This window comes from Acinetobacter sp. 778_lipA (assembly GCF_058242985.1).
Genome location: NZ_JBZAYT010000001.1, coordinates 2,989,197 through 3,011,066 on the forward strand (window position 1 = coordinate 2,989,197; position 21,870 = coordinate 3,011,066).

Consider the following 21,870-nt stretch of genomic DNA (forward strand, 5'->3'; position numbering starts at 1 on the left):
TAGACGTATTTAGTGAATGATGGACATACCATTTAGAAATATGGAACTTACACAAAATAATTTCCAATCTTATAAAAAAGCCTTGAGTACAATTTCAAGGCTTCATATAAAAATTAATTTTTACTTACTCTGATTTCTCAGCTTTACTCGCTTTTCCCACTCTTCTAATGGAATATAGTATTCGTCTATCTCTTCTTCTTTAAGATCACTAACTCTTTTCATATATAATGTGGGCCAATGGTCTTCTTCAGGTACGTAAGCAAATTCTGCATTAAATCCCCCCCCTTCTGTTAATGTTATTCTGTAATTGGTCCATTTCTCAGAGAAAGAATCTAGCGATCTTAATTTTGCCATTAACTGGCATATTTCATCTTCAACCTCAGACGCTCGTTGTTTAAAAGGAAAAGTTTCTATATTTCCATTTTTCAATAACCACTCTGCTCCCCCTGAATAATTATTTGGGTAAATATCTCCTGTAAAATAAATTTCGGTAGCTTCTTCTGGCATAATCGACCAAAGTAACTTTCCAATTTTCTGATAAAGTTCTTGTTCACTCATAACTATTTTCCTGATGCTGTATTCTGTAATCTTCGTGCTGGAAGGCTAACACCATTAATCTGTTGTTCCACTACAAATGAAGTTGGTCGTTTACTGGTACCTGAATAAACTGGCTGAATAGAAACTTTTACCTCTTTATTTTGCTTCAATGCATTTTGCCATGTTTTTTCAAGCAGCCCCCAGTCACCACCACCACCATTAAAAGTCTTATCCATAGGTACAATATTTATACCTTCACCAGGTCCTTTAAACATGGATGCAATTAAGTGACCACCATGATCATCTTGAAGTCTTCCATTATTTTTACCTGAATTACTTTGCTGATATTTGTTACGGTCATTAGCTTCAAGTTTTAAATTTGCTTCAACATTACTTACACGACCATTTGCATCTGTTTTGTAAGTATAACCATTGTCAAACTTATAGATTGAATTCGCTTCAGGTTTATTTGCAAGTTTATTCCATGCACCTTTTTGCCCTGCTTTCAAATCAAAATATTTGCCATCTATCTTTGTAATCGTAGATGGTGTTTGTGTAGGAGGTTTAATTGCACTATTAGGTGCTTTGATTTCACAACAATTCGCATTATGAACCCATATACCCAGCTCACCAACATGATACGTATGGAATCCATCAACTTCAATATTGTAAACAGTTTCAACTTTATTTGGGATCAGTAACTGATTAACAATTGTTAACTCTTCATTATTTCGATCTAGTAAAATCATCCCCCTTTGAAGTAATGAAGCCTTTAACCAACCAAAATTCTTAATCCAGAACGGATGTTCAGCTGTCGTTTCAATTGTTTCTTCTTTACCTTGTTGATTTTTAATAACAACTTCAAATATCGCTTGTTCAGCAGTCACTTTTGTCGCTATAACAGGACGATAGCCATATTCTAAAGTAGTATCATTCCTTGACCAAACAAGCTCACCACCTTCGAATTTCTCTACAGCTTTTAATCCTTCACTCGTTTCAATGAGTGTTCCAGCTGTAAAACATGCTCCTCCCGAACAAGCCTGTACAGCATCATTCATCGCTGCTTTCATCTTGGCGACATCACGAACATTACTGGCTTCTTCAAACATTTTTTGTGCTTGGTAATATTTTTTTGCAGCATCGCCAGCTAAAGGCACAATACCTGCTGTAGCAAAAACATACTCTCCAACGGTGGTAGCTTCAGCAAATCCTTTAATATCACCAATAAAGGGAAGAAAATCTAAGGTTAAATTCCCTGCACTTTTAAGTACAACTAGAGTTTCCTTACGAATATACTGATTACATGCAGCAGAACCTGCCGCCAATCCAGCTGATGCACACGCCGATTTATATAGTTGGTTTGCATTTGCTTTAGTATCTTTTCGGTCAGCTGGTGAATCAATATTATTCTCCACCGCATTCTGCCCAACAACGCCAGCAAGCTGCGCATTAAATGCTGAATCTCCAACAGTTCCACCAACCACAGCTCCTATCGCTGCTGTCAGATCTCGAATTTGAGTCTTCACATCTTCTGGTAAAAGATTTGCTTGGAACTCTCCATTGACATCTTGATATTCTTTTTTGTCTTTGTATTGATTGGTGAGATAATCCGCTGCTGCCTCAGTTGCAACCGCTGCACTGCCTCCTGCTGCTGGATTACCACCATTTACATAGGCAAGTGCTGCTCCCAATATCGCATGGGCAGCCAACTGAGCTGCTTTGTTTTTGTCCTCTCCATGACCTAACTCTTTTCCAATAATATTTCCTGCATAAGGTGCAAGGGCATTGGCTGCAACTTGTAAATCTGTTTGACCACCCAATGCACCTGTAACTGCCATAGTTACTGCATTGACTGCTCGACTCTTATCTCCACCCATACCCCAGTCTTGATTTAATTGACTTGCTTTATCGTAGTCAGGTGAATATTGGCGTAAATATTCATCTTGTTTTGCAGGGTCAAGACTTTGATAGTAATTAAGCGCATCGCTATTTTGATTGAGTTGTTCTAGTACATCTTGCTTGGCAGTTTGTTTTTCTGCTTCCGCTTGTTTTTGCTGATTTTGACTATAGGTTCTTGTTGCTGCCACAATAGTTGAAGTCGCATCTGCTACGGTTTTTTGCTTGTCGATAATCTCTTGTAGATTTGGTAATGTGTCTACACTTCTATGTGCTGTACTCGCATCACTATGGATCCCTAACGCTGTAGTCGTTGTTGCTTGACCACCAATCGTGATATTACCTTCGCTTAAGGTCGCACGGGTAACACTGCTGTCTTTGTCTGATTCATGTTGTGGTAAGCTTGGGCTAAAGGTCGTGCTATCTCGCCAATTGACGTTATTGGTATATTTATTTCCCTGATTATCTGTTTTGGTTTCTTCTCCAAAGCGTGTTCCACCAGATAAACTCACCGAAGTCGCATCATAACTACTGTTATTTTTGATATCGCTAAACGTCAAACGATTCGCCGTTAAATCATTATTTTCTTTCTTCGCGGTAGAAACAATTGCACCACCTTTGAGATCAACTTGATCTGCTTTGACATGGTAACCACCATCACCCGCGAATAGGCCTGCTTGCTGATTCACGCTATTGGATGAACCGTTTGCGCTACTGTTGGATAGATTTCCAGACGCTTGCCATGCTGTACCCAATGAAGCTTGGAGACGTGCTCCTGCACCACTTTGTTCTATCTTTTGTTCAACTTGGTCTTGTTGACTGATGATACTGAGCTTGCCACCGACATCCGCATCAATACGATTTGCTGTGGCTTTAGCGCCAGCCAAAGTTGTATCACCCTTACTCGTCAAACTCACTTTATTGGCTTCTAATGTTGTTTGACTATGCGTATTACGATCAAGCTGATTACTGCCTTTACCATAGCCTGCCTCAGCATAGATATACGCACCTGTTTGTGCCCCTACCGATGCACCGACACCGACACTTAAGCCAGCATTACTATTTTTCCCCTGCGCCTTTTCTTTGCTTTGTCCTGATTCTAAAAGAATATTTTGAGCCGAATCTAAGCTTATTGTTTCTTTCGCTTTGACTTGAGTATTCTGTAAATGAATATCACCTGCTGTACTGGTGAGATTAACGTTACCACCCGCGCTGATCTGGTTTGGTTGTGAAGTTGCATAGCTATTGCTTTGTTGATTTTTACTGGTACTAAAACCTATACCAGCCTCAGCTTTAGCAACTGAACCGCCTTTGATGTCACTATAACTTTGATAGGCTTGCGCACCCGCTGCCAATCCCTGTAAAGCTTGGGTACGATCATCTGCGGCATTGCCTTTAGCGGCTTTGTCTGCCGAACCCAGCAAATCTAAAATTGGTGAACTTATCCGTTTAAATACACCGACTTTTAAATCTTTCGATGAACTGTCTGAGCTTCCAGTATTGTAATCATCCAATACACTGATTTGTTTTGCAGTAATATTGATATCTTTATTGGCAACAATATCTGCAACTTGCTGATTATAGTGATTCCCTGCCTGAATATTAACATTGCCCTCTAAACTTCCGACTTGGCTACGTTGCTGTTCAATACTTTGACTATTGCTTTGGTTGTTACCCTTCATATAGCCATAAAATTGTTCAGTATCTGAAATCTGAGCACTACCAATGCCTTTATTTGAACTGCTTTGACTTTGGCTTTGACTACTCTGTGCTGATTTAATATTGACATCATTCGCAGCATTGATCTTCACATCACCTTGTGAAGCGACTGAACTGCCAAGGATATTGATGTCACCTTTTTCTGTTTGTAATGTGGTTTTTCCACCCACAGAAAGTTGGGTACCTGTAACCTTATCTACATTTCCTTGACCTTTGTCTTTATTATTATAAACACCTGCAGGCGCAGTCCAATTTCGTGTATCAACGCTAAACCCACTTTGTTTACTATTTGCAGTCTGATCTTGACGATCAGTCACATAGTTCAAGTTAATGTTATCTTTAGCATGTAACAGTGCATCGCCTTCAGCAGCGAGTTGTGCACCTTGGCTATTAATATTTCCGCCTGTTGCAATGATATTTAAATTACCTTTTGCTTCTGCTTGAGTCACAACGGCTTGAGTATTTGTATAGTTACTACTTTGATTGGATTTTTGATTTCCTGCAGTCAGCACAATAGGCGTTTGTGCGGCCATCAATGCTTTATCAACAGCATCCGCTCGTGACATCACCTGACCTACAGCACTATCACTAAATTGACCATTATCGGCATTTTTCTTATAGGTTGAAGCCGCTGCTGTTGCAGGTGAATAGGTTAACCCAACTGAAAAACCTGAGTTTTTACTCTGTACCTTTGTATGTTGCTTACTACTTTCATATCCTGCATTTAGACTAACATTAGCACCTTGTAGATTGAGGTCTTTGCCTGCACCCAAAATAGCGGCTTCCGCTTTCAAATCCTTGCCTGCTAGAATATTGGTATTTCCTTGCGTACTTATAATTTTACTTTGCAGTAACTCAGTTGATTGATTATCCTGCTGAGCTTTTACATTTGATTTACCATAACCAATACTGGCTACACCACCTGAGAGGCTTGCAGTAAAACCAGATTTTTTAACACGCTTTTCTGACTCATTTAGGTATTGGTTTTCAGCAGCGGTAATACTGACATTTTCTTTGGCCTGAATTTGTGTTAATTCATCTGAAATTATTTTACTGCCTTGTATCTTGACATTTTTGGCATCTAAAATAACTTGCTTACCATCAACAGTACTGGCTATGCCCTCATCTGACTTATCTTTTCGGTAAGTTTGGGTTGTTTTACTGCTTAAAAAGCTCTTTTTCTTCACTTCATCTGCATGTTCAACTGTACTACGAGCACGCCCTTCTTGAATATTGAGTTGTTCTTCAGCACTTAAAGTCGTCCGACCTAGCACACTACTGACCTGAGAACCTGTAATATCAATATTTTTCCCAGTCAATGTTAAGTCGCCTTTTGCAACGATTTGATTACCTACATCTTGTTGCGTTGTACTAAAGTCATAATTTTTATTATTTTTATAACTATTGTTAATCCGCTCTGTTTGTAATGTCGCTAAATTTACATCCCCTTGCGTTTGTAGAATGGTTGAACCATTGCTATTTAAAATTTCTGCGCCTTTCAATGTGGTATTACCAGCCACTTTGATATTTAAAGTCGTTTTTAAATTATCACTACCTTCCACTGAGCTAGTCTGGTTATTACCCACATAGATCCCTGCTTTGCGATCTATAGCGGTAAAACCATAATTACTCCGGCCTTTTTGTTTATTATTACTGGTCAATGTACTATTTACATTTAAATTTCCGCCAATATCAAAAGATGCTGCTTCTTTTGCAACAATCTGACTGCCAATATTGTTTAAATCATTTTGCGTTTTAATTCCAACACGATTGGCTTCCATTCGTCCAGCCAATTGGTTGACATTATTTGCATTGATGATGAGTGCTTCACGTCCAGCGATCGTCGCTTGATTAAGCACATCACCGTTCATATTCAGTTGCACTTGATCAGCACTGATCAAAGTACCATCACCTTTTAAATCACCAGGTCTTGCTCGAACATAAACTTGTGGAACCAATACTTTACTGCTTGTCCCATCTGCCAATGTGATGGTTTTTTCTTCTAACCACACAATATCACTGGTGAGCTGTGCAATCTGGGCAGCAGTTAAAGCAATTCCAGGACGTAAATTATAACTTTTAGCAAAGGTTAAGCCGTTGTTCATTAAAGCTTTATATTGCTCTTCATCACTACCATAACCAGATAAAAAACGATGCCCTGTCAATTGTGCAATTTGATCTTGCACCAAACGTTGCTCATAAAAACCATCACCTAGTCGTTTTTGTTGATTTGCTGGATCTAAACCAAGTGCACTCAGCATGTAATCGGATGATAGCCATTTTTTATATTGGCTAAATGCTGGATCAGTTTCTACCAAATACTGCGCTTGGCTATCTTTGGTTGTGCTATACAACGCATTACTTGGCAAGGTAATTGTCTTTTGTTCTACACTACGCACTTCATAGTCAGATGCTTTGTCTACCCCAGACACCTGCTTGTCTAAAGCATTTAGCTGTTGAGCTGAATCAACTTTTTGATTTTCAGTTGGTTGGACTTGCTGTTGTGAACCATTCGGATCAAGCTCACCAATCTGCTGATTTTGTGCATTTTCTGATTGTTTAACGTTGACCTGTTGTCCAGCATCCACTGCAACTTGCTTTTGTTGAGCCTGTTGTTTTTCATATTCAAGTGCTTGCGCTTGTTTGGAACCTGTTACATCCACTTGAACAGTGTCATTGGTCTTGTCTTTAATCTCTGTCGTTGGAACAGCAATAACTTTATTGCCACCATAAAGGCCACTTAACTGATATGGCTCTGTCTCATCAGCAGGCGTATAGGCCATTGAACTCTTTCGACCAGAATCATAAAACCATTTTTTTGGATTTTTAAATTGAATGAGTTTATTTGCTAAATAGGCTTTGTTATCAATATCAGTTCCTTCTACCTTTAATACGCCTGCTGCAAGTATTTGGCTCTGATCATTTACGATATGATCAGATTGAAGCAACATATTGCCCCCACTCAATATTTGCCCAGGTGTACTGGTTAATACTTCGGGAACATAGGTTTCTTTATCATATTCAAAAATATTATAGGTACGTAAACGTCGCCCATCACTTAACACAAGCCAGTAAAAACCACCGTCTCTCTCCAGCTCAACAAGCAAATCTGCAACATCAATCCCAGGATGTCGATTATCCTCATAACTATGTACAAATTTGGAAGACTCTAATACTTGATGTACTGAAAAATTATCATTTAAATTTTGAATTTCTTTTGCAGTGAGTCGCATATTGCCTTGAGACTCAATGGTTGCACTACGATTATTAATCAGTTGGGCTTGACCTTGTGCTTGATAATTACCATCCAGTGAGCCCCCAACATTTAATTGCCCCATACTCAATATCCAAGCATTGTCTTTTGAGTCACTATTGATCAAACCTCCTGCTTGGTTATTTAAAATATCAATCCCTAAATCAATATCTCCACGTGAAGCAATAACTGCGCCTGAGGAAGGACTAGCAGAGCACTGCTCTGTCCCGACGCAAGAGCCGTTCGATTTGTTATTTAAGGTCTGTGCTTGTATAGCAATATGATCACCATAAATTTTAGCACCATCATTCCAGACTAAGTTTGCTTTTAAGTGGGTTAACTCACCATTAATTAAACCTTGATTATGTAGTACATCGTTGGCGATTAAATGCGTTTCAATACTACTAATACTCGCCCCAGTTTGATTTAAAATATTCTGAGCATTTACAGTAAGGCCTTTGCCTGCACTTAGGACAGATTGATTGATGAAATCGTGTTCGCTATTGATCTTCAGTAAACCATTGGCACTCAGTTCATCACCTTGCTGATGTGTATAACTTTGCTTTAAATTCAATTCAGCATCACCAAGGCTAATGATTTTACCTTGATTGATTAAATTGTTCGCACTGATTGCTAACCGATTTTGCGCGATGAGTTCCCCTTGAGTATTCTTAATATTTAAGGTTTTTTGAGAATCGCCAATCAATAATGTCCCTAGGCTGGTCACACTGCCTTGTTGATTATCAAAGTTCTGCTGAATCAAAAGTGATGCATCTTTGCTTGCTCTAATTACACCAGATTGGTTATTTAACTCACGTGCATTTAATTGGATATTTTGGGCATCTAAACCACCCAAAATCGTATCATCTAAATTTTGTCGATTGTCGATCACTTGCGCTTGGATTGATAAATCCTCAGCAGCAACAATATGGCTGCCTTGACCACTGTTGTTCAATTGGTCGGTATGAATTTGAATATTTTTTAATGCTTGAATTTGACCTTGGTTATTCAGCACCCCACTTGACTGTTGTTGAGCAATTGTTAGATTGCCTTGACTATTGATTTGTCCTTTTTGATTGGATAATTGCTGTGCGCTGATTTCTACATCATCTGCTGAAGCAAGAATGCCGTTATCATTTAATAACTGTTGGACATGGGTTAAATTAAGTTTTCCTTGGCTGAGTATTCCACCACGAGCACCAGAATTTTGATTCAACAAATCATGCTGATTGGTATCGATGCTTAATTCAGAATTAGATTGGATCAAACCTGAATTATTATTAAGCAAGCCAGTTTTTAGCAAAATTTGATCTGCTAAAATTTTACCTGATTCATTATTCAATGTTTGTAATTGACTGTCTAAATTCAATTTTTCTAACGATGAGATTTGCCCTAAGCGATTATCAATCCCTTGAGCAACAACATTTAATCCTTTACTTGCAAATAATTCGCCCTGATGATTATTCAATGCACCTTGTACAGTTAAATCTGCGCGTCCCTGTTCTGATTGAATAATACCTTGCTCATTATTTAAATCTGTACTGTTTATCTGTAGATCTTTTTGTGCAGCGATTATACCTTGCTGATTTTGAATTGCTGACTGTGCCAACAGTTGTAGTTGATCTTGGCTATAAATTGTTCCAGATTGATTATCTAAAGTGTTTGTTTCAATCTTGGTTTTTAAAATACTCTGTATTTTACCTTTTTGATTATTGATTTGCTGCGCTTTTAAATTTGCTTCTTGTTGTGCAAATATTTCACCTGACAGATTACTCAGCTCATTGTTTACAGATAAATTTAACGAACCTTGTTCTGCTCTGATTTTACCCAAATCATTAAGCAATGACTGTGAGGTTAAATCAATCTGTTTAGACGCAATAACCCCTGAAGTATTATTCACTTGACCAGTGGCTACAATCTTAGACTGGTCTTGTGCATAAATCACACCAAGATGATTGTCTAATGTAGCGGTATTTAGGTGTAATTTTTGACCCGCTACAGCTTTACCTTCAACATTATTCCAATGACCACTATTCATTGTTAAGTCTTGCGCGGCTGAAATCTCGCCTTTGATATTGCTTAATTCGTTGGCAATATCGAGCTGCATTGCAGATTGCTGTGCAATTAATTTACCAGCATTATTTGATAATGAAGCTGCATTTAAATTAAATCCTTGGTTAGCCGCGATCACACCATCTTGATTGTTAATATGCGCTAAAGCATTTAATTTTAATTGACCATCTGCATAGAGTGTACCAGAAGTATTATCCAAAGATTGAACGGTTAAATCAGCATGTTGACCTGCTTGAATTTGTCCATTTTGAGAAGATAGATCCTGTGCAGTGATCGCAACATTTTTTGCTGCCACAATAACGCCTGAATCATTGTTTAAATTTTGCTGAGTAATAATATTTAAATGTTGTTTTTCAGAGCGTATTTGCCCTGAAGTATTATCTAATGATTGAGCATTAACTGAGATATTGTTATTGGCAGCAATTGTACCAGACTGATTTTCAATTCCCCCGTCTACATCTAAGTTTAAGCCTTGATTAGAAAAAATTGTTCCAGATGCATTGTTTAAACTTAGACTTTGAATACTGATATCTTGATTAGACAGCAGTTTTCCACGTTGATTATCCAGCGCTCCACTGATACTGAGATCAAGATTTGACTGTTCGGATTGAACTGTACCCTCTGTATTATTTAATGATTGTGCCTTTACGTATACCGCTTGTTTGGCTGCTAAGATACCTTGCTGATTATTAATGCCATGTTTTGCAATGATACTAAGCGAATCGTCTGTATATACAGTACCTTGTGTATTGTTGATATCATCAGCTTTTATCCCAAGTTGTTTATCTACAAGAAGCTTAGCTGCACTGTTATTCAGTTGAGTAACATTCAGCTGAGCGCTACCAGCAGCACTAATCACACCTGAGCTATTATTCAATGTTTGTGCAACATTCACTTTCAACTGCCCATTGGCATCACTTTGAAGCAATTGCCCTTGTTGATGGCTCAGTTCAGTTGCATTCAAATCAATATTTTGTGCAGATGTAAGCGCTTGATCTAAATTGGTAATGCCTAGATCGAGTTGTAGATGGCTGTTACTTTGGATTTTGCCTTGTTGTCCTTGTAGGTTTTGTGCTGTGATTTTTAGCTGTTGATCACCTGCATGTAAAATTTCACCTGCAACAGAGTTCAATGCATTGGTCTTGATTTCTGTACCTGTAGCATTACTGATGATCTGTCCAGCATTGTTATCAATCTGATTTGCGACATCCAGAATAAAATCATTTTTACCTGTGTGTTGAATTAAACCTTGGTTGTTATTCAACTGTGCTGTATTAAGATTGACCTGTTTTGCACTATATTGCCCTTTTTCATTGACAATACTTTCTGTTGCGGTTAAATCCAGTTGCTCATCTGCAATAATTTTTACATTGTTGGTATTCAGTTGGGTTGTAGCAATGTTTATATTTTTGGCTTGGCTTTCACTTTGACTTAAGTCTGCTGTTTGAGCTGCTTTAATTTGCAACTCAGCACCTGACAAAATTTTCCCTGCCAGTTGAACCTGTTGCGCATCAATATTCAGTGTGGCGTCTGTATTGCTGAGTTTACCATCTTTGTCTAATCCAGCTGCCCATACTGCATTTTTATCACTGGTGATGGTATTTGCTTGAACCTTGATTTTGTTCTGCGCAGCAAGCTGACCATGCTGTTGTAACTGATTCACAGTTAAATCAGCACTATTGCCAGCATAGATTTGCCCAGTACTTTGTAACTGCTGGGCATTCAATTTAAGATTTTGCGCAGCAATCAGATTCCCTGCTGAATCCTGCATCGTACCATTATCAATTTGATCAACATTGATGTTTAGATCTGCTGTTTTGGATTGAATTGTACCCTGTTGATTGTTTAAAATCTGACCTGTCAGGTGTACATTCTGTGCTGAAATCTCCCCTTTACGATTGTCTAAAGTTTGAATAGACAGCTTGGCATCCGCATTGACTGAACCGATGATGCCTTGGGTATTATTGGTATTTGCAGAATTTAGCGTTAATGCATCCGCAGCAAGTATTTGACCTTGGCGATTATCAATCTCAGCTGAATTTAAATTGAATGTCTTGGCGCTTTGTAAACGGCCTTGATTGTTATTGAGTTGCTGTGCAGTTAAATCAAAGCTTTGATTGGCACTAATGACACCTTTTTGATTATCCACCTGCTGTGCATTGATATTCACCACATTCGCAGTGAATTTACCTTGTTGGTTGTCAAAGTTTTGTCCATTAAATTGCAATTCAGGCAGTTGAATTTCACCTCCATTGTTTTTAATGCTGTCTTGTACGTTTAGACTGATATCTGCATTGTTAACAATTGCACCTTCAATATTGGCAATATCTTGAGCAATCTGAATATTTCCTGCTTGGAAAACCTTGGGTGTCAAATCTGTAGGTGCAACTTCAACCGTACTTGAGTCTTGCGCTGAAGACTGTTGCTCAGGATCAGTCACACTTGGCGATGTGGTTCCACCCGGTGTTTGTCCTGTCCCGCTAGGATCGACGGTTGCCTGACCAATTAAGCCTTGAGTATTGTCTAAGTTTTTTGCAGCAATGTTGAGTTGTTGCTGACCTGTTTGCTCGATTTTACCTTTATTATTGGTTAAGTTTTGTGCAGTAAAATCAATTCGTCCTGCGTTAATCACCCCCTCATTATTATCAATCTTGCCTTGAGCATTGAGCTTAATTTCATCACGAGTCGCAATCAGCCCAGTGTTTTGAATATTGTCGGCTTGAATCTGTATTTGTTGTTGTGTACTACTGATATTACCGCTGTTTTTTACATTGCTTGCCTGAATTAGAATTTGATCTTTATTGGCAATCATATTGCCTGTATTGATTAAGTCACCATTGGCATTTAAATGCATTTGACCGCTCAAAGCATTGAGTGACCCTGCATTACGTACCCCTAAACCTTTTTCAGTACCGACCAAATAGATTTTTCCAGCATACATCCCACCTAATTTTCCAACATCAAGGGCAAAGCTCGGTGTAGGTGAAGATGGGGTACTTGTTGTTGCACTAATTTTTGCTGAGTTTGGATCTTGAACATTGATGTCGTTTTGACCCAACACGGTTTTTAGCTCATTGGCATATAGACCCGCATTGACATTTAAAGCACGTGCATAAATATCGGTATAAGGGGTTAAGCTTCCATTTAAGCCTTTCCCTTCAATCGTAACTTGCCCTTCACGTACTCGGAATGAATCAAGATAACCTTGATGCATTACTGCTTGACCCGTGGTTAAGGTAAAACGATCTGCGTTAATCACCCCACAGCCATCACAGACCAAACCAGATGGATTGGCAATCACCACTTGCGCTTGTTTACCCGCAACCTCCAAATAGCCCTTTAATTGACTCGGATTACTGCTGTTCACTTCATTCAGGATGACCTTGGCTTCACCTTTGGCGAGCCATGGATTACCTTGTACCCAGCCACCCAATTGGGTTTGGGTATTATTTCGTGCATTATTTAAAATCGCACCTTCCTGCCCCACATCAAATTGGCTATAGGTATTGCGAGAGACACCACCGGCACTTGGGGTTTGAATATTGACTTGGGTCAAGCCATTGCTGCTGTTGAGAATGGTGGCTTGTTGTGAGTTTGGTGCTGATCGATCTGCCACAATTTGACTTTCAGCAATCGTCGCCATCGGCAAGGTGTAAATTGCTGCACCCAATAGGCTCACCACAGCAAAATTAACAGGATTGAGTTTTTTATAAGTGATTGAAGATGCTCCCGTGACATCCTCTATCTCGATTTCACCAACAGCATGTGATTGCCCCGCTGTTTTGGTACGGCTTTTTACAATCTCAGCAACCGCAATAAACATGCCACGTGCTTGGCTAAAAATAACGCGATAACGATTCTTATTCATAATGTTTTACCTAAATGTTTTAATATTTTTTCAAGATTGAATGTTGCATATGGACATTGAATGTAATGGATTAATACATCCAGTTCAGGCTAAATCCTGTCGTCACATTGTCTGTTTTAAAGTGGTCTGGTTTTTTTAACGGCGTCCCAACAAAAACGTCATAATTGACCGATTTTAAGACTTGCCCACGTAATCCAAAGGCAGCACCCATTAAACTTGTTCCCAACAATGGATTTGGCTCATGTGCGGTTTTACCCCCCACTTCACCATAGTCAATTCCGGTGTACCATTGCATCGGAAGCTTAAACATCGAGCCACTGATTTCATTACGCACTAAAAATCCATTATCTGCCAATAAGGTCTGTTCACCATCAAACCCTCTTACCGTATAGCGATTCCCAATCGAGAATCGATCTTGTGGGGTCAGGGGTTTTTTACTATATTGTGTTCGCCATTCAGCGAGATACTGTAGCGATTGATTACCCACTTTAAATGGCACTTGCAGACTGGCATTGGCTTGTAAAATACCGACATGGGTATAGGCTTCGCCAAACTCTTCTTCAGGTGCATGCATTGCATTAAATGCACCTGTGCCTCGTTTATAGGTTAAATTGCCTGTTAATGTCGAATTGGCTAGATATTCTATATGATCCAGACTGGCTTTCCAGCCACCAGTTTTTCGACGTTGTACTTCAATTTCTACATCATTGATAAAGTTTTGTGATTCCCGATACCAGCCTCCTACACTGGCTGTAGTTTTTCGTTTGGCATCACGATAAAGTACCCGAGATAAATCAGCCCCGATCAGTTTGCTTTTGCCGCTATAGTTATAGCTTTGGCTATCACCTGCAACCGTTTGGTTATAATCAGACTGACTATAACTGGTGCTAAGTAACCAATATTTGAGTGGAATGCTATAACTTAAGTAATAGCCATCTGTCCCTCGTTTACCTTGATCTCCTCCGCCCAAATCATGGTTATAACTACCATAAAACAGGTCATTTGCAGTAAACAGATGGTCTAAAGATAAGGTTGCTGTACCTTGATACTTCCCAGTTGAATCTGAGCCTGCATCATCAACCCCCAAATGAATCCGATAGGGTTTTGATTGTTGCCATGCCAGTTCTAAATCACTATAGCCGGGTTGATTACGTTGTTCTGAGGGTTTGATTTTAAAGTCTGCCTCAACAGTCGGCACACGTTTAAAGTTTTCTAAGCCTTGTTCAATATCCCGAATATTTAAAATATCCCCAGAGCGAACAGGCAAGGCATTAAATTTGTGAGCACGCTTAGACGTCCCTTGAACAAATTGAATTTGATCTACTTTCCCAGCAATCACTTGTAGTTTAATCTCACCCGAAGCAATATTTTGTTGAGGGAGCAGCATGCGGGTGGTGACATAACCATGACTAATAATACTGTTTTGAATCAGATCTAAGGCTTGGTTTAAGCCTTGTACCCCAATACATCGGCCAATGAGATTATGTTCACCTTGCGTGACGGAGCGCATAGCAAAAGTAAATTGATGCGCATCCTCTCCCATCAACACAAATTTTTTAATTTCAAAACATACATCTTCACTGTTTGATTTTAGATAGTGCAGTTGTGTTTGGGTTTGAAGTTGTTTTTCTAATCCCGTTTGCACTATAGCTTCGGGCTGTAATTGCTTTTGTAATGCTTGATCACGTTGTTGCTGGCGCTGAACAGCATCTAATTCTAAATCTGGACGCGGCTGTGGTTCTGCAGCTTGTATTGTTGTTGCTAAAATCGTAAAAAAAACACACAAAGTAAGTTTATTAAATTTAAAATTATTCATGTCAATAGTGATTGTGATGAGTTTCACATTTAATTATGTTTAAATTATTACGTTTTGTAAATAGGACGCCGTGTATAATTCTAATCAATTTCAATAATAAAAATTAAGAATATAATTTCTAAATAAAAATATATATAAATTCAATATTTTAAATAAAATAAAGAGTGCTCTTTTTGGATTTTAAATTAATCCAACACTTGTCCAATCGAATAATAGGCTTGAGCAATAGGAGTTAACATATCATCAACCTGATACTACTGAATCGCATAATCACCCGTTTTCTAACCATCAAATAGAACATAACTCACCCAGTTTTGATCACTTTGAGGATTTACAGGCTGAAGCGTAAATAATTATACTTATTCACTCATTTCACAAAACCTGATCAATTTTCGATAGTTTCCCTAATGTATCGAAGTAAGCAATGATTAGTCGATTCTTATAAACTTCCGACATGTGCACAGACTGTGAGTTATTACTTTGATTTCTAGATAAAATGAGTTTACCTTATATATCTTCTTTAGAAACACTAGCTTCACTCGTGAGTACTTCTAATAGCCTTTCTGAAAACTGTTTTTTATTTTGAATAGAACTAAAATTGTTTAAAGGAAATGCTTTCGACAAATAGTGTGCAACCTCCTGATTAGGCATTTGCTTGAGTACCATTTTTATTTTATCTATTGTTGCTTGGGATAAAATATGCCCATTCGGTTGTGATATCAATGCATTAAATTAATCATCATGACTGTTTGGAATTGGTTTATTTATATTTTCACTTAATATTTTAGAATCAATTTCATTTTAGAATCAATTTCATTGTATGGCTGAGACGGATTATTTAATCCTTTATCAAAGTTCTTCAAAGCGATTCCATAGCATGAAACAAAATAGAATTGGCCAACAAGAATTACCTTAAAATTCATTTTATAAAGCACACTGATAATTTATGTTATTAATAAGAAAATTAGAAATAGAAAAATTGCTCCCACTATCAATCACATACTATTTAGTAAAGCCTGTACTAGTGAATGATTTAAAACTTGATGTGGATGCACAAACAGCTGTTTTTGCATCAGCAGAGATTTTCACCAAACACCGACCTATTGTAATTTAAATAAGTTTTCAAATTGTCTAATGTTAAATAGCTTCCCCCTGATTTCTGGCCGATTGCAACTACAGACACATATAAATTCGAAAGCGCATAATCTATTGCTTAGTGTTTAACTTCACGACTAAAGCATTTAGCCATTTTTACATCTCCAAAGTTAATATTGCATTAGCTTTAAAGCGACTATATGTCCATTTTTTCGTTTAGGATCAATTCACAGCCCCTGAGTCACTAATTGGGATTTTTTATTTGATGAACGTCATTTTATGAGCTTGTAGAAATTTAAACTAAATGAGTGACTATTCCTACAATGCCCTAAATACACCCAATTAATGTCATCTAATCTAAAATTTTATGTGAGTTACAGTGTGAGAAAAAAATACACATAAAAAAAAGGCCCTTGTAAAAACAAGGGCCTTTTAAAATATTTGGCGGAAGCGGTGAGATTCGAACTCACGGAGGACTCACACCCTCGTCGGTTTTCAAGACCGGTGCATTAAACCGCTCTGCCACGCTTCCATGTGCGCAAGAATACTAAGCTTTTCCAATTCTGACAAGAAAAAAATAGACTTAAACCATTCAAATGCATATTGTTTCATCAAAATAGATGATTTTGATTAAAGTTTAGCTGCTATTTCAGCACCTTCACGAATCGCACGCTTGGCATCAAGCTCACCAGCCAATTTTGCACCACCGATAATATGGTAATTTGCTAAAGTTGACTCCCCCTCTAGAGGCATTAAATCCTTAACGGATTCCTGACCTGCACACACCACAATCGTATCGACTCGTAACAATTGATCATGACCATTGCTTTCAATCCATAATCCTTCATTGGTTACAGACTTATATTGCACACCACGCATCATTCTTACTGCATGTTTTTTCAATTGTGCACGGTGTACCCAACCAGAGGTTTTACCTAAACCAATACCAAGAGGTGTGGTTTTACGTTGCATCAAATATATTTGACGAACCGGTTGCTCTACTTCAGCAGGAACAAAGCCACCTTCAGTCATATAGTTCGGATTTGGGTCTACGCCCCACTCACGTTGCCAATCTGCCAAAGGTTGTGGTTGCGGCTGATGCTCAGGTTTTAACAAGTATTCAGATACATCAAATCCAATACCACCTGCACCGACAACAGCAACTCTATTGCCGACAGGTGCGCCACGTAATACTTGAGCATAAGACAACACTTGCGGTGCGTTACTGCCCTCAATATTTAAACCACGTGGAATCACACCTGTTGCGATCACCACATCGTCAAAACCTTCACGCTCTAATTGCTCACGATTCACTTTGGTATTTAAACGTAAATCTACACCAGTTTTTTCGATCTGAACTTTAAAATAACGTATGGTTTCATGGAACTCTTCTTTACCGGGCACAACTTTAGCGAGGTTAAACTGTCCACCGACCTCAGTAGAGGCTTCAAACAAAGTTACTTGATGTCCACGACTTGCAGCTATAGTGGCTGCAGACATTCCTGCAACACCACCACCTACAACTGCAATTTTCTTCGGCTTTTTTGTTTTGAGATAAACCAGTTCAGTTTCATGTGCTGCTCGTGGGTTCACCAAGCAACTTGCACGCTTATTTTGAAAACTATGATCTAAACAGGCTTGATTACACGCAATACAAGTATTGATTTCATCAACACGATTGGTTGCGGTTTTACTTACCCAAAAAGCATCTGCCAATAATGGGCGCGCCATTTGCACCATATCAGCTTTACCTGTTGCCAAAATTTCTTCAGCAGTATCAGGCATATTAATTCGATTAGAAGCAATGACAGGTACAGCCACATGCTTTTTCACTTCTGCTGTGTAATCTACAAATGCAGCGCGTGGAACAGAAGTGACAATGGTGGGTACACGTGCCTCATGCCAACCAATCCCTGTATTGAGCAAAGTAATACCTGCTTTTTCCAATGCCTGTGCAACAGTGATCACCTCGTCCATGGTATTACCATCATGAACTAAATCGAGCATCGACAAACGGAAACAAATAATAAACTTTTCACCAACTTTAGCACGAATCGCTTTTACAATTTCTACCGCTAAGCGCATACGATTTTCAATTGGCCCACCCCAACGGTCTTCACGTTGGTTAACATGACGACTTAAAAATTGATTCAGCAAATAGCCTTCTGAACCCATAATCTCTACGCCATCATAACCGGCCTTTTTTGCCAGACTAGCTGTTTCAGCATAATCTTGAATGGTTTCAAGTATCAGTTTGTCACTCATCTGACGTGGTTTAAACATCGAAATCGGCGATTTAATTGGGCTTGAAGACACAACGAATGGCTGATAACCATAACGCCCTGCATGCAGAATTTGCATCAGAATTTTTGCACCATGCTTATGTACCGCATGTGTGACTAAACGATGTGGTGCAATATCACCTAAAGTATTCATCGTACCACCAGCGGGGAGTAACCAACCTTGGCGGTTTGGGGAAATCCCCCCTGTAATAATTAGCCCAACACCACCTTTGGCACGTTCTCCAAAATATGCAGCAAGTTTTGGATAGTTATAAAAACGATCTTCTAAACCCGTGTGCATTGAGCCCATCACGACACGATTTTTAATGGTCGTAAATCCCAGATGGAGTGGTTTTAAGATATTTGCATAGCTATTTGACATGATGAATCCTTTAAGTTTGGCTTTGCAACTTGTTGCATACTACTTTATCGAGTTTTAATTTTTTTTTGATGGCAATTTTTGATATTTTCATCGTATATAGTGTCAATTCTAACTGTCTTACGCATAGCGAGAAGTAACACATCTTGATATGATTCATAAAAGAAAAGTGTTATACAGTTTTATAACAATCTTCTGTGTCAATTTTCGTTATTTTGCAATATAACTGCTGAATAAAAGTAAATAAGAAAAGGCATCAACGTTATGAGCCACCCAGTATTTTTAACCAGTTCTACCTTTAGCCGTATGCCAAGAGGTAGTCAAAATCAATGGGCTGAGTTTTTTCAAAGCGCATCTTTTGAACTTGAAGCAAATGCGTTTATTCCAATTTTATGGTTTATGCTGTTTAAGCAAGAGAATATTTTCTGGACTAGATATATAGATGATCTTGATATCAACGATGATCGCAATCAAGTTGATCTTGAAGAACGCCAAGAAGATTTTGGGGAGAGTCAGTATGCTTATTTAGTCATTGACCAACAACAAGCACTTCTCAATTTAGCAGCTCGAAAACCCTTATTTATAGAAATTTTTGGTACAGAAAATATCTACCATTTTGATGATTTTAAATCTTTAATCGAACAACATTATCCTGAGTACATTCTATTGCGGACCAGTGGTTTACCTTTGGATTTAAATGATGCTTATTTCTTAACCCAATTGCTACAACACATCGAAAACAAAGCACAAGATGATTCACAGCAGCACTCTTTTATCGAAATGCAACGTATTGAACTTGCGCGTTTTGATGATCATCCTTATTTCTTTTATGGTGTCAATCTGCATACCCCTATTCTCAATTTAACCACCACAGAAAACCAATCAACAGTTGAACAAAGCAACCATGCTCAATCTCAACAACACTCTTTAGAAACTTCTGGTTTGGCGATTTGGATTTGCACAGCTATCGTTGCAATCTTAACCATTGCAGTATGGTTTACGACACAATCCGCACTCTATGCTGGTATTACCTTCTTGATTAGTGCTTTTGTTCTTGGGTTTATTTCTTCCAAATTTGGCGAACCGAAATAAAAAATAGCCATGTTTTTTAGCATGGCTATGTTAATCAAATAAATCAGTTCTTCATTTATTACTTTTTTTAAAGACTGCTGATTTGATCAATCAGCATGAGCAAGTTAAATTAAAACGGCTCAACATCATCATTTCCAGTACTTTAATTTACTGGTCTGCCCAATCCCAACATTAAAACTATTGGTTGGATCAAGTTTTTGATAATGATTTTTTAAAGTAGGCTTTGCAATATATAAATGCCCGACATTGTGCTCCGCTGGATATTCTGCACCACGACTATCTAGCAAATGCCACATTTGATGTTCCATCGCCAAAGGATCTACACCTTTTTTGACAATATAATCTTGATGAAACACATGACAGAGGAAATGCCCGTAATACAATTTATGGGTAATCAAATCATCCATCTCTTTAGGTAAAGTTTCGACCCATTCACGATCGTTACGACGTAAAGCAATATCCAGCGCAACAATGTCCTCAACTTCCGAACGATGTGTATCACGATAACGAATGGCAGCACCTGCCACTGCGAAACGGTGTAAAAATGCCTTTCGGCCTTCTTCATCTGTACAACGGAAAAAATGGCCTGATGTTTTATGTTGGAAATACTCATTTAAAAAGAGTTCAACTTGTTCAACATCCTGATTTTCGATACGAATCATCAAATGATGTTCATATAAATCACGAAATGTATTCATTCGTTTTGGCAAATGATTTGGCAACAACTTCGTCACCATCTGCAAAACTTTATCAGACAAACTGCGAAGACCAATTTTTTCAAGATATCCGTCTACCTTATCTTTTAACGCAAATGCAGCAGGCACTTTTGCCGTACCAAATTTTTCGATAAACATAAAGGTATCTTTGCCAAATTCAGCACCAATATCATAGGCAACACGATGAATATATTCACCAGCAATCGGCAATCTCGGCAAATCTTTCAATAAGAAACGGCGGATTTCAGTCAAATCGGCATGTGAGTTGGTTCCCACATAAAATACCTGACTTGGAATTTTTTCAAAGGTGTCTAAACGCACTGCAAAGACACAGACTTTACCCGCAGAACCTGAAGCTTCAAATAAACGTGATGGATCAGCATTAAAGCGTGCAGGCGTATTTTCATCGACCTGTTTAACATCATGCGCATAACGATGGTCAGAAGCACAACAACTAGAATTATTAATAATATCATTGAGTTGATATTTTTTATTTTCAAGTTTTGTCAAAATTTCTTCAGGTGTTTCACCCAGATTCACACCCAAATGATTGACCAATACTAATTCACCAGACTCATTTATCCGTGCATAAAGCGCTAACTCCGTATAAGCAGGCCCTCGACGAACCAATGCCCCACCAGAGTTATTACATATTCCACCTAAAACCGATGCACCAATACAAGATGAACCAATTACTGAATGCGGCTCACGATTATAGTGTGCCAACTCTTTTTCAAGACGATCTAAGGTTGCACCAGGTAGGCAAATCACTTGCTGACCTTGATTAATCACTTGAATACCAGTCAAACGACGTGTACTCATTAAAATAACTGGTCGGTCGTAATCATCACCAAAAGGTGTTGAACCACCCGTGAGGCCAGTATTTGCAGCTTGCATAATCACAATACAGTCCGCATTTACAGCAGCTTGTAACACTTGCCATTGTTCAAACAAAGTTCCAGGAACCACAACAGCCAAGACTTGCCCTGAGCCATAACGACGACCCTGACGATAAAGGCGGGTATCATTATCATGAGTTAAAACGTGTTGCTGACCGACGATGTTGATTAATTGCTGAATGGTTTGTTGTGAATCAATATTAGATTGCATTTTCCCTATCCTATTGATGAACCCTTATTTAATC

6 protein-coding genes and 1 tRNA gene are annotated in these 21,870 nt (G+C 38.5%); 1 reads left to right on the plus strand and 6 read right to left on the minus strand.

What is annotated here, in order from left to right:
• Positions 1-120 precede the first annotated feature (120 nt).
• The 5 genes from AC4CUY_RS14295 to AC4CUY_RS14315 all read right to left on the minus strand — a co-directional run bounded on the left by AC4CUY_RS14295 (position 121) and on the right by AC4CUY_RS14315 (position 18,921).
• Entirely contained in the window at positions 121-558 is a 438-nt protein-coding gene (locus AC4CUY_RS14295; RefSeq protein ID WP_336951629.1) for an immunity protein YezG family protein, read from the minus strand.
• A 2-nt stretch (positions 559-560) separates the two neighbouring features.
• Positions 561-13,346, minus strand: a complete 12,786-nt coding sequence (locus AC4CUY_RS14300) for a hemagglutinin repeat-containing protein (protein WP_490774313.1) — start codon at positions 13,344-13,346, stop codon at positions 561-563.
• A 70-nt stretch (positions 13,347-13,416) separates the two neighbouring features.
• Complete coding sequence (locus AC4CUY_RS14305) at positions 13,417-15,162, minus strand: ShlB/FhaC/HecB family hemolysin secretion/activation protein (RefSeq protein ID WP_490774314.1); 1,746 nt, start codon at positions 15,160-15,162, stop codon at positions 13,417-13,419.
• Between the two features lie 1,537 nt (positions 15,163-16,699).
• Positions 16,700-16,789, minus strand: a tRNA-Ser gene (locus tag AC4CUY_RS14310).
• A gap of 98 nt (positions 16,790-16,887) precedes the next feature.
• A complete protein-coding gene (locus AC4CUY_RS14315; RefSeq protein ID WP_336951667.1) occupies positions 16,888-18,921 on the minus strand; it encodes an oxidoreductase in 2,034 nt (677 codons plus the stop codon).
• A 261-nt stretch (positions 18,922-19,182) separates the two neighbouring features.
• Between AC4CUY_RS14315 and AC4CUY_RS14320 the strand changes: the two genes are divergently transcribed.
• Positions 19,183-20,010, plus strand: coding sequence for a hypothetical protein (locus AC4CUY_RS14320; protein ID WP_419327194.1), 828 nt, complete (start codon positions 19,183-19,185; stop codon positions 20,008-20,010).
• Positions 20,011-20,138: 128 nt separating this feature from the next.
• Here AC4CUY_RS14320 and dld read toward each other — a convergent pair whose 3' ends face one another.
• Positions 20,139-21,836 carry a D-lactate dehydrogenase gene (dld, locus tag AC4CUY_RS14325; protein WP_419820193.1) on the minus strand — a complete coding sequence of 566 codons (1,698 nt, stop codon included), beginning with the start codon at positions 21,834-21,836 and terminating at the stop codon, positions 20,139-20,141.
• Positions 21,837-21,870: the final 34 nt, after the last annotated feature.

Excerpts from the sequence above, each read along its gene's own strand:
- AC4CUY_RS14295 (WP_336951629.1), bottom strand. The coding sequence starts at position 558 with ATGAGTGAACAAGAACTTTATCAGAAAATTGGAAAGTTACTTTGGTCG.
- dld (WP_419820193.1), bottom strand. The coding sequence starts at position 21,836 with ATGCAATCTAATATTGATTCACAACAAACCATTCAGCAATTAATCAAC.
- AC4CUY_RS14305 (WP_490774314.1), bottom strand. The coding sequence starts at position 15,162 with ATGAATAATTTTAAATTTAATAAACTTACTTTGTGTGTTTTTTTTACG.
- AC4CUY_RS14315 (WP_336951667.1), bottom strand. The coding sequence starts at position 18,921 with ATGTCAAATAGCTATGCAAATATCTTAAAACCACTCCATCTGGGATTT.
- AC4CUY_RS14320 (WP_419327194.1), top strand. The coding sequence starts at position 19,183 with ATGAGCCACCCAGTATTTTTAACCAGTTCTACCTTTAGCCGTATGCCA.
- AC4CUY_RS14300 (WP_490774313.1), bottom strand. The coding sequence starts at position 13,346 with ATGAATAAGAATCGTTATCGCGTTATTTTTAGCCAAGCACGTGGCATG.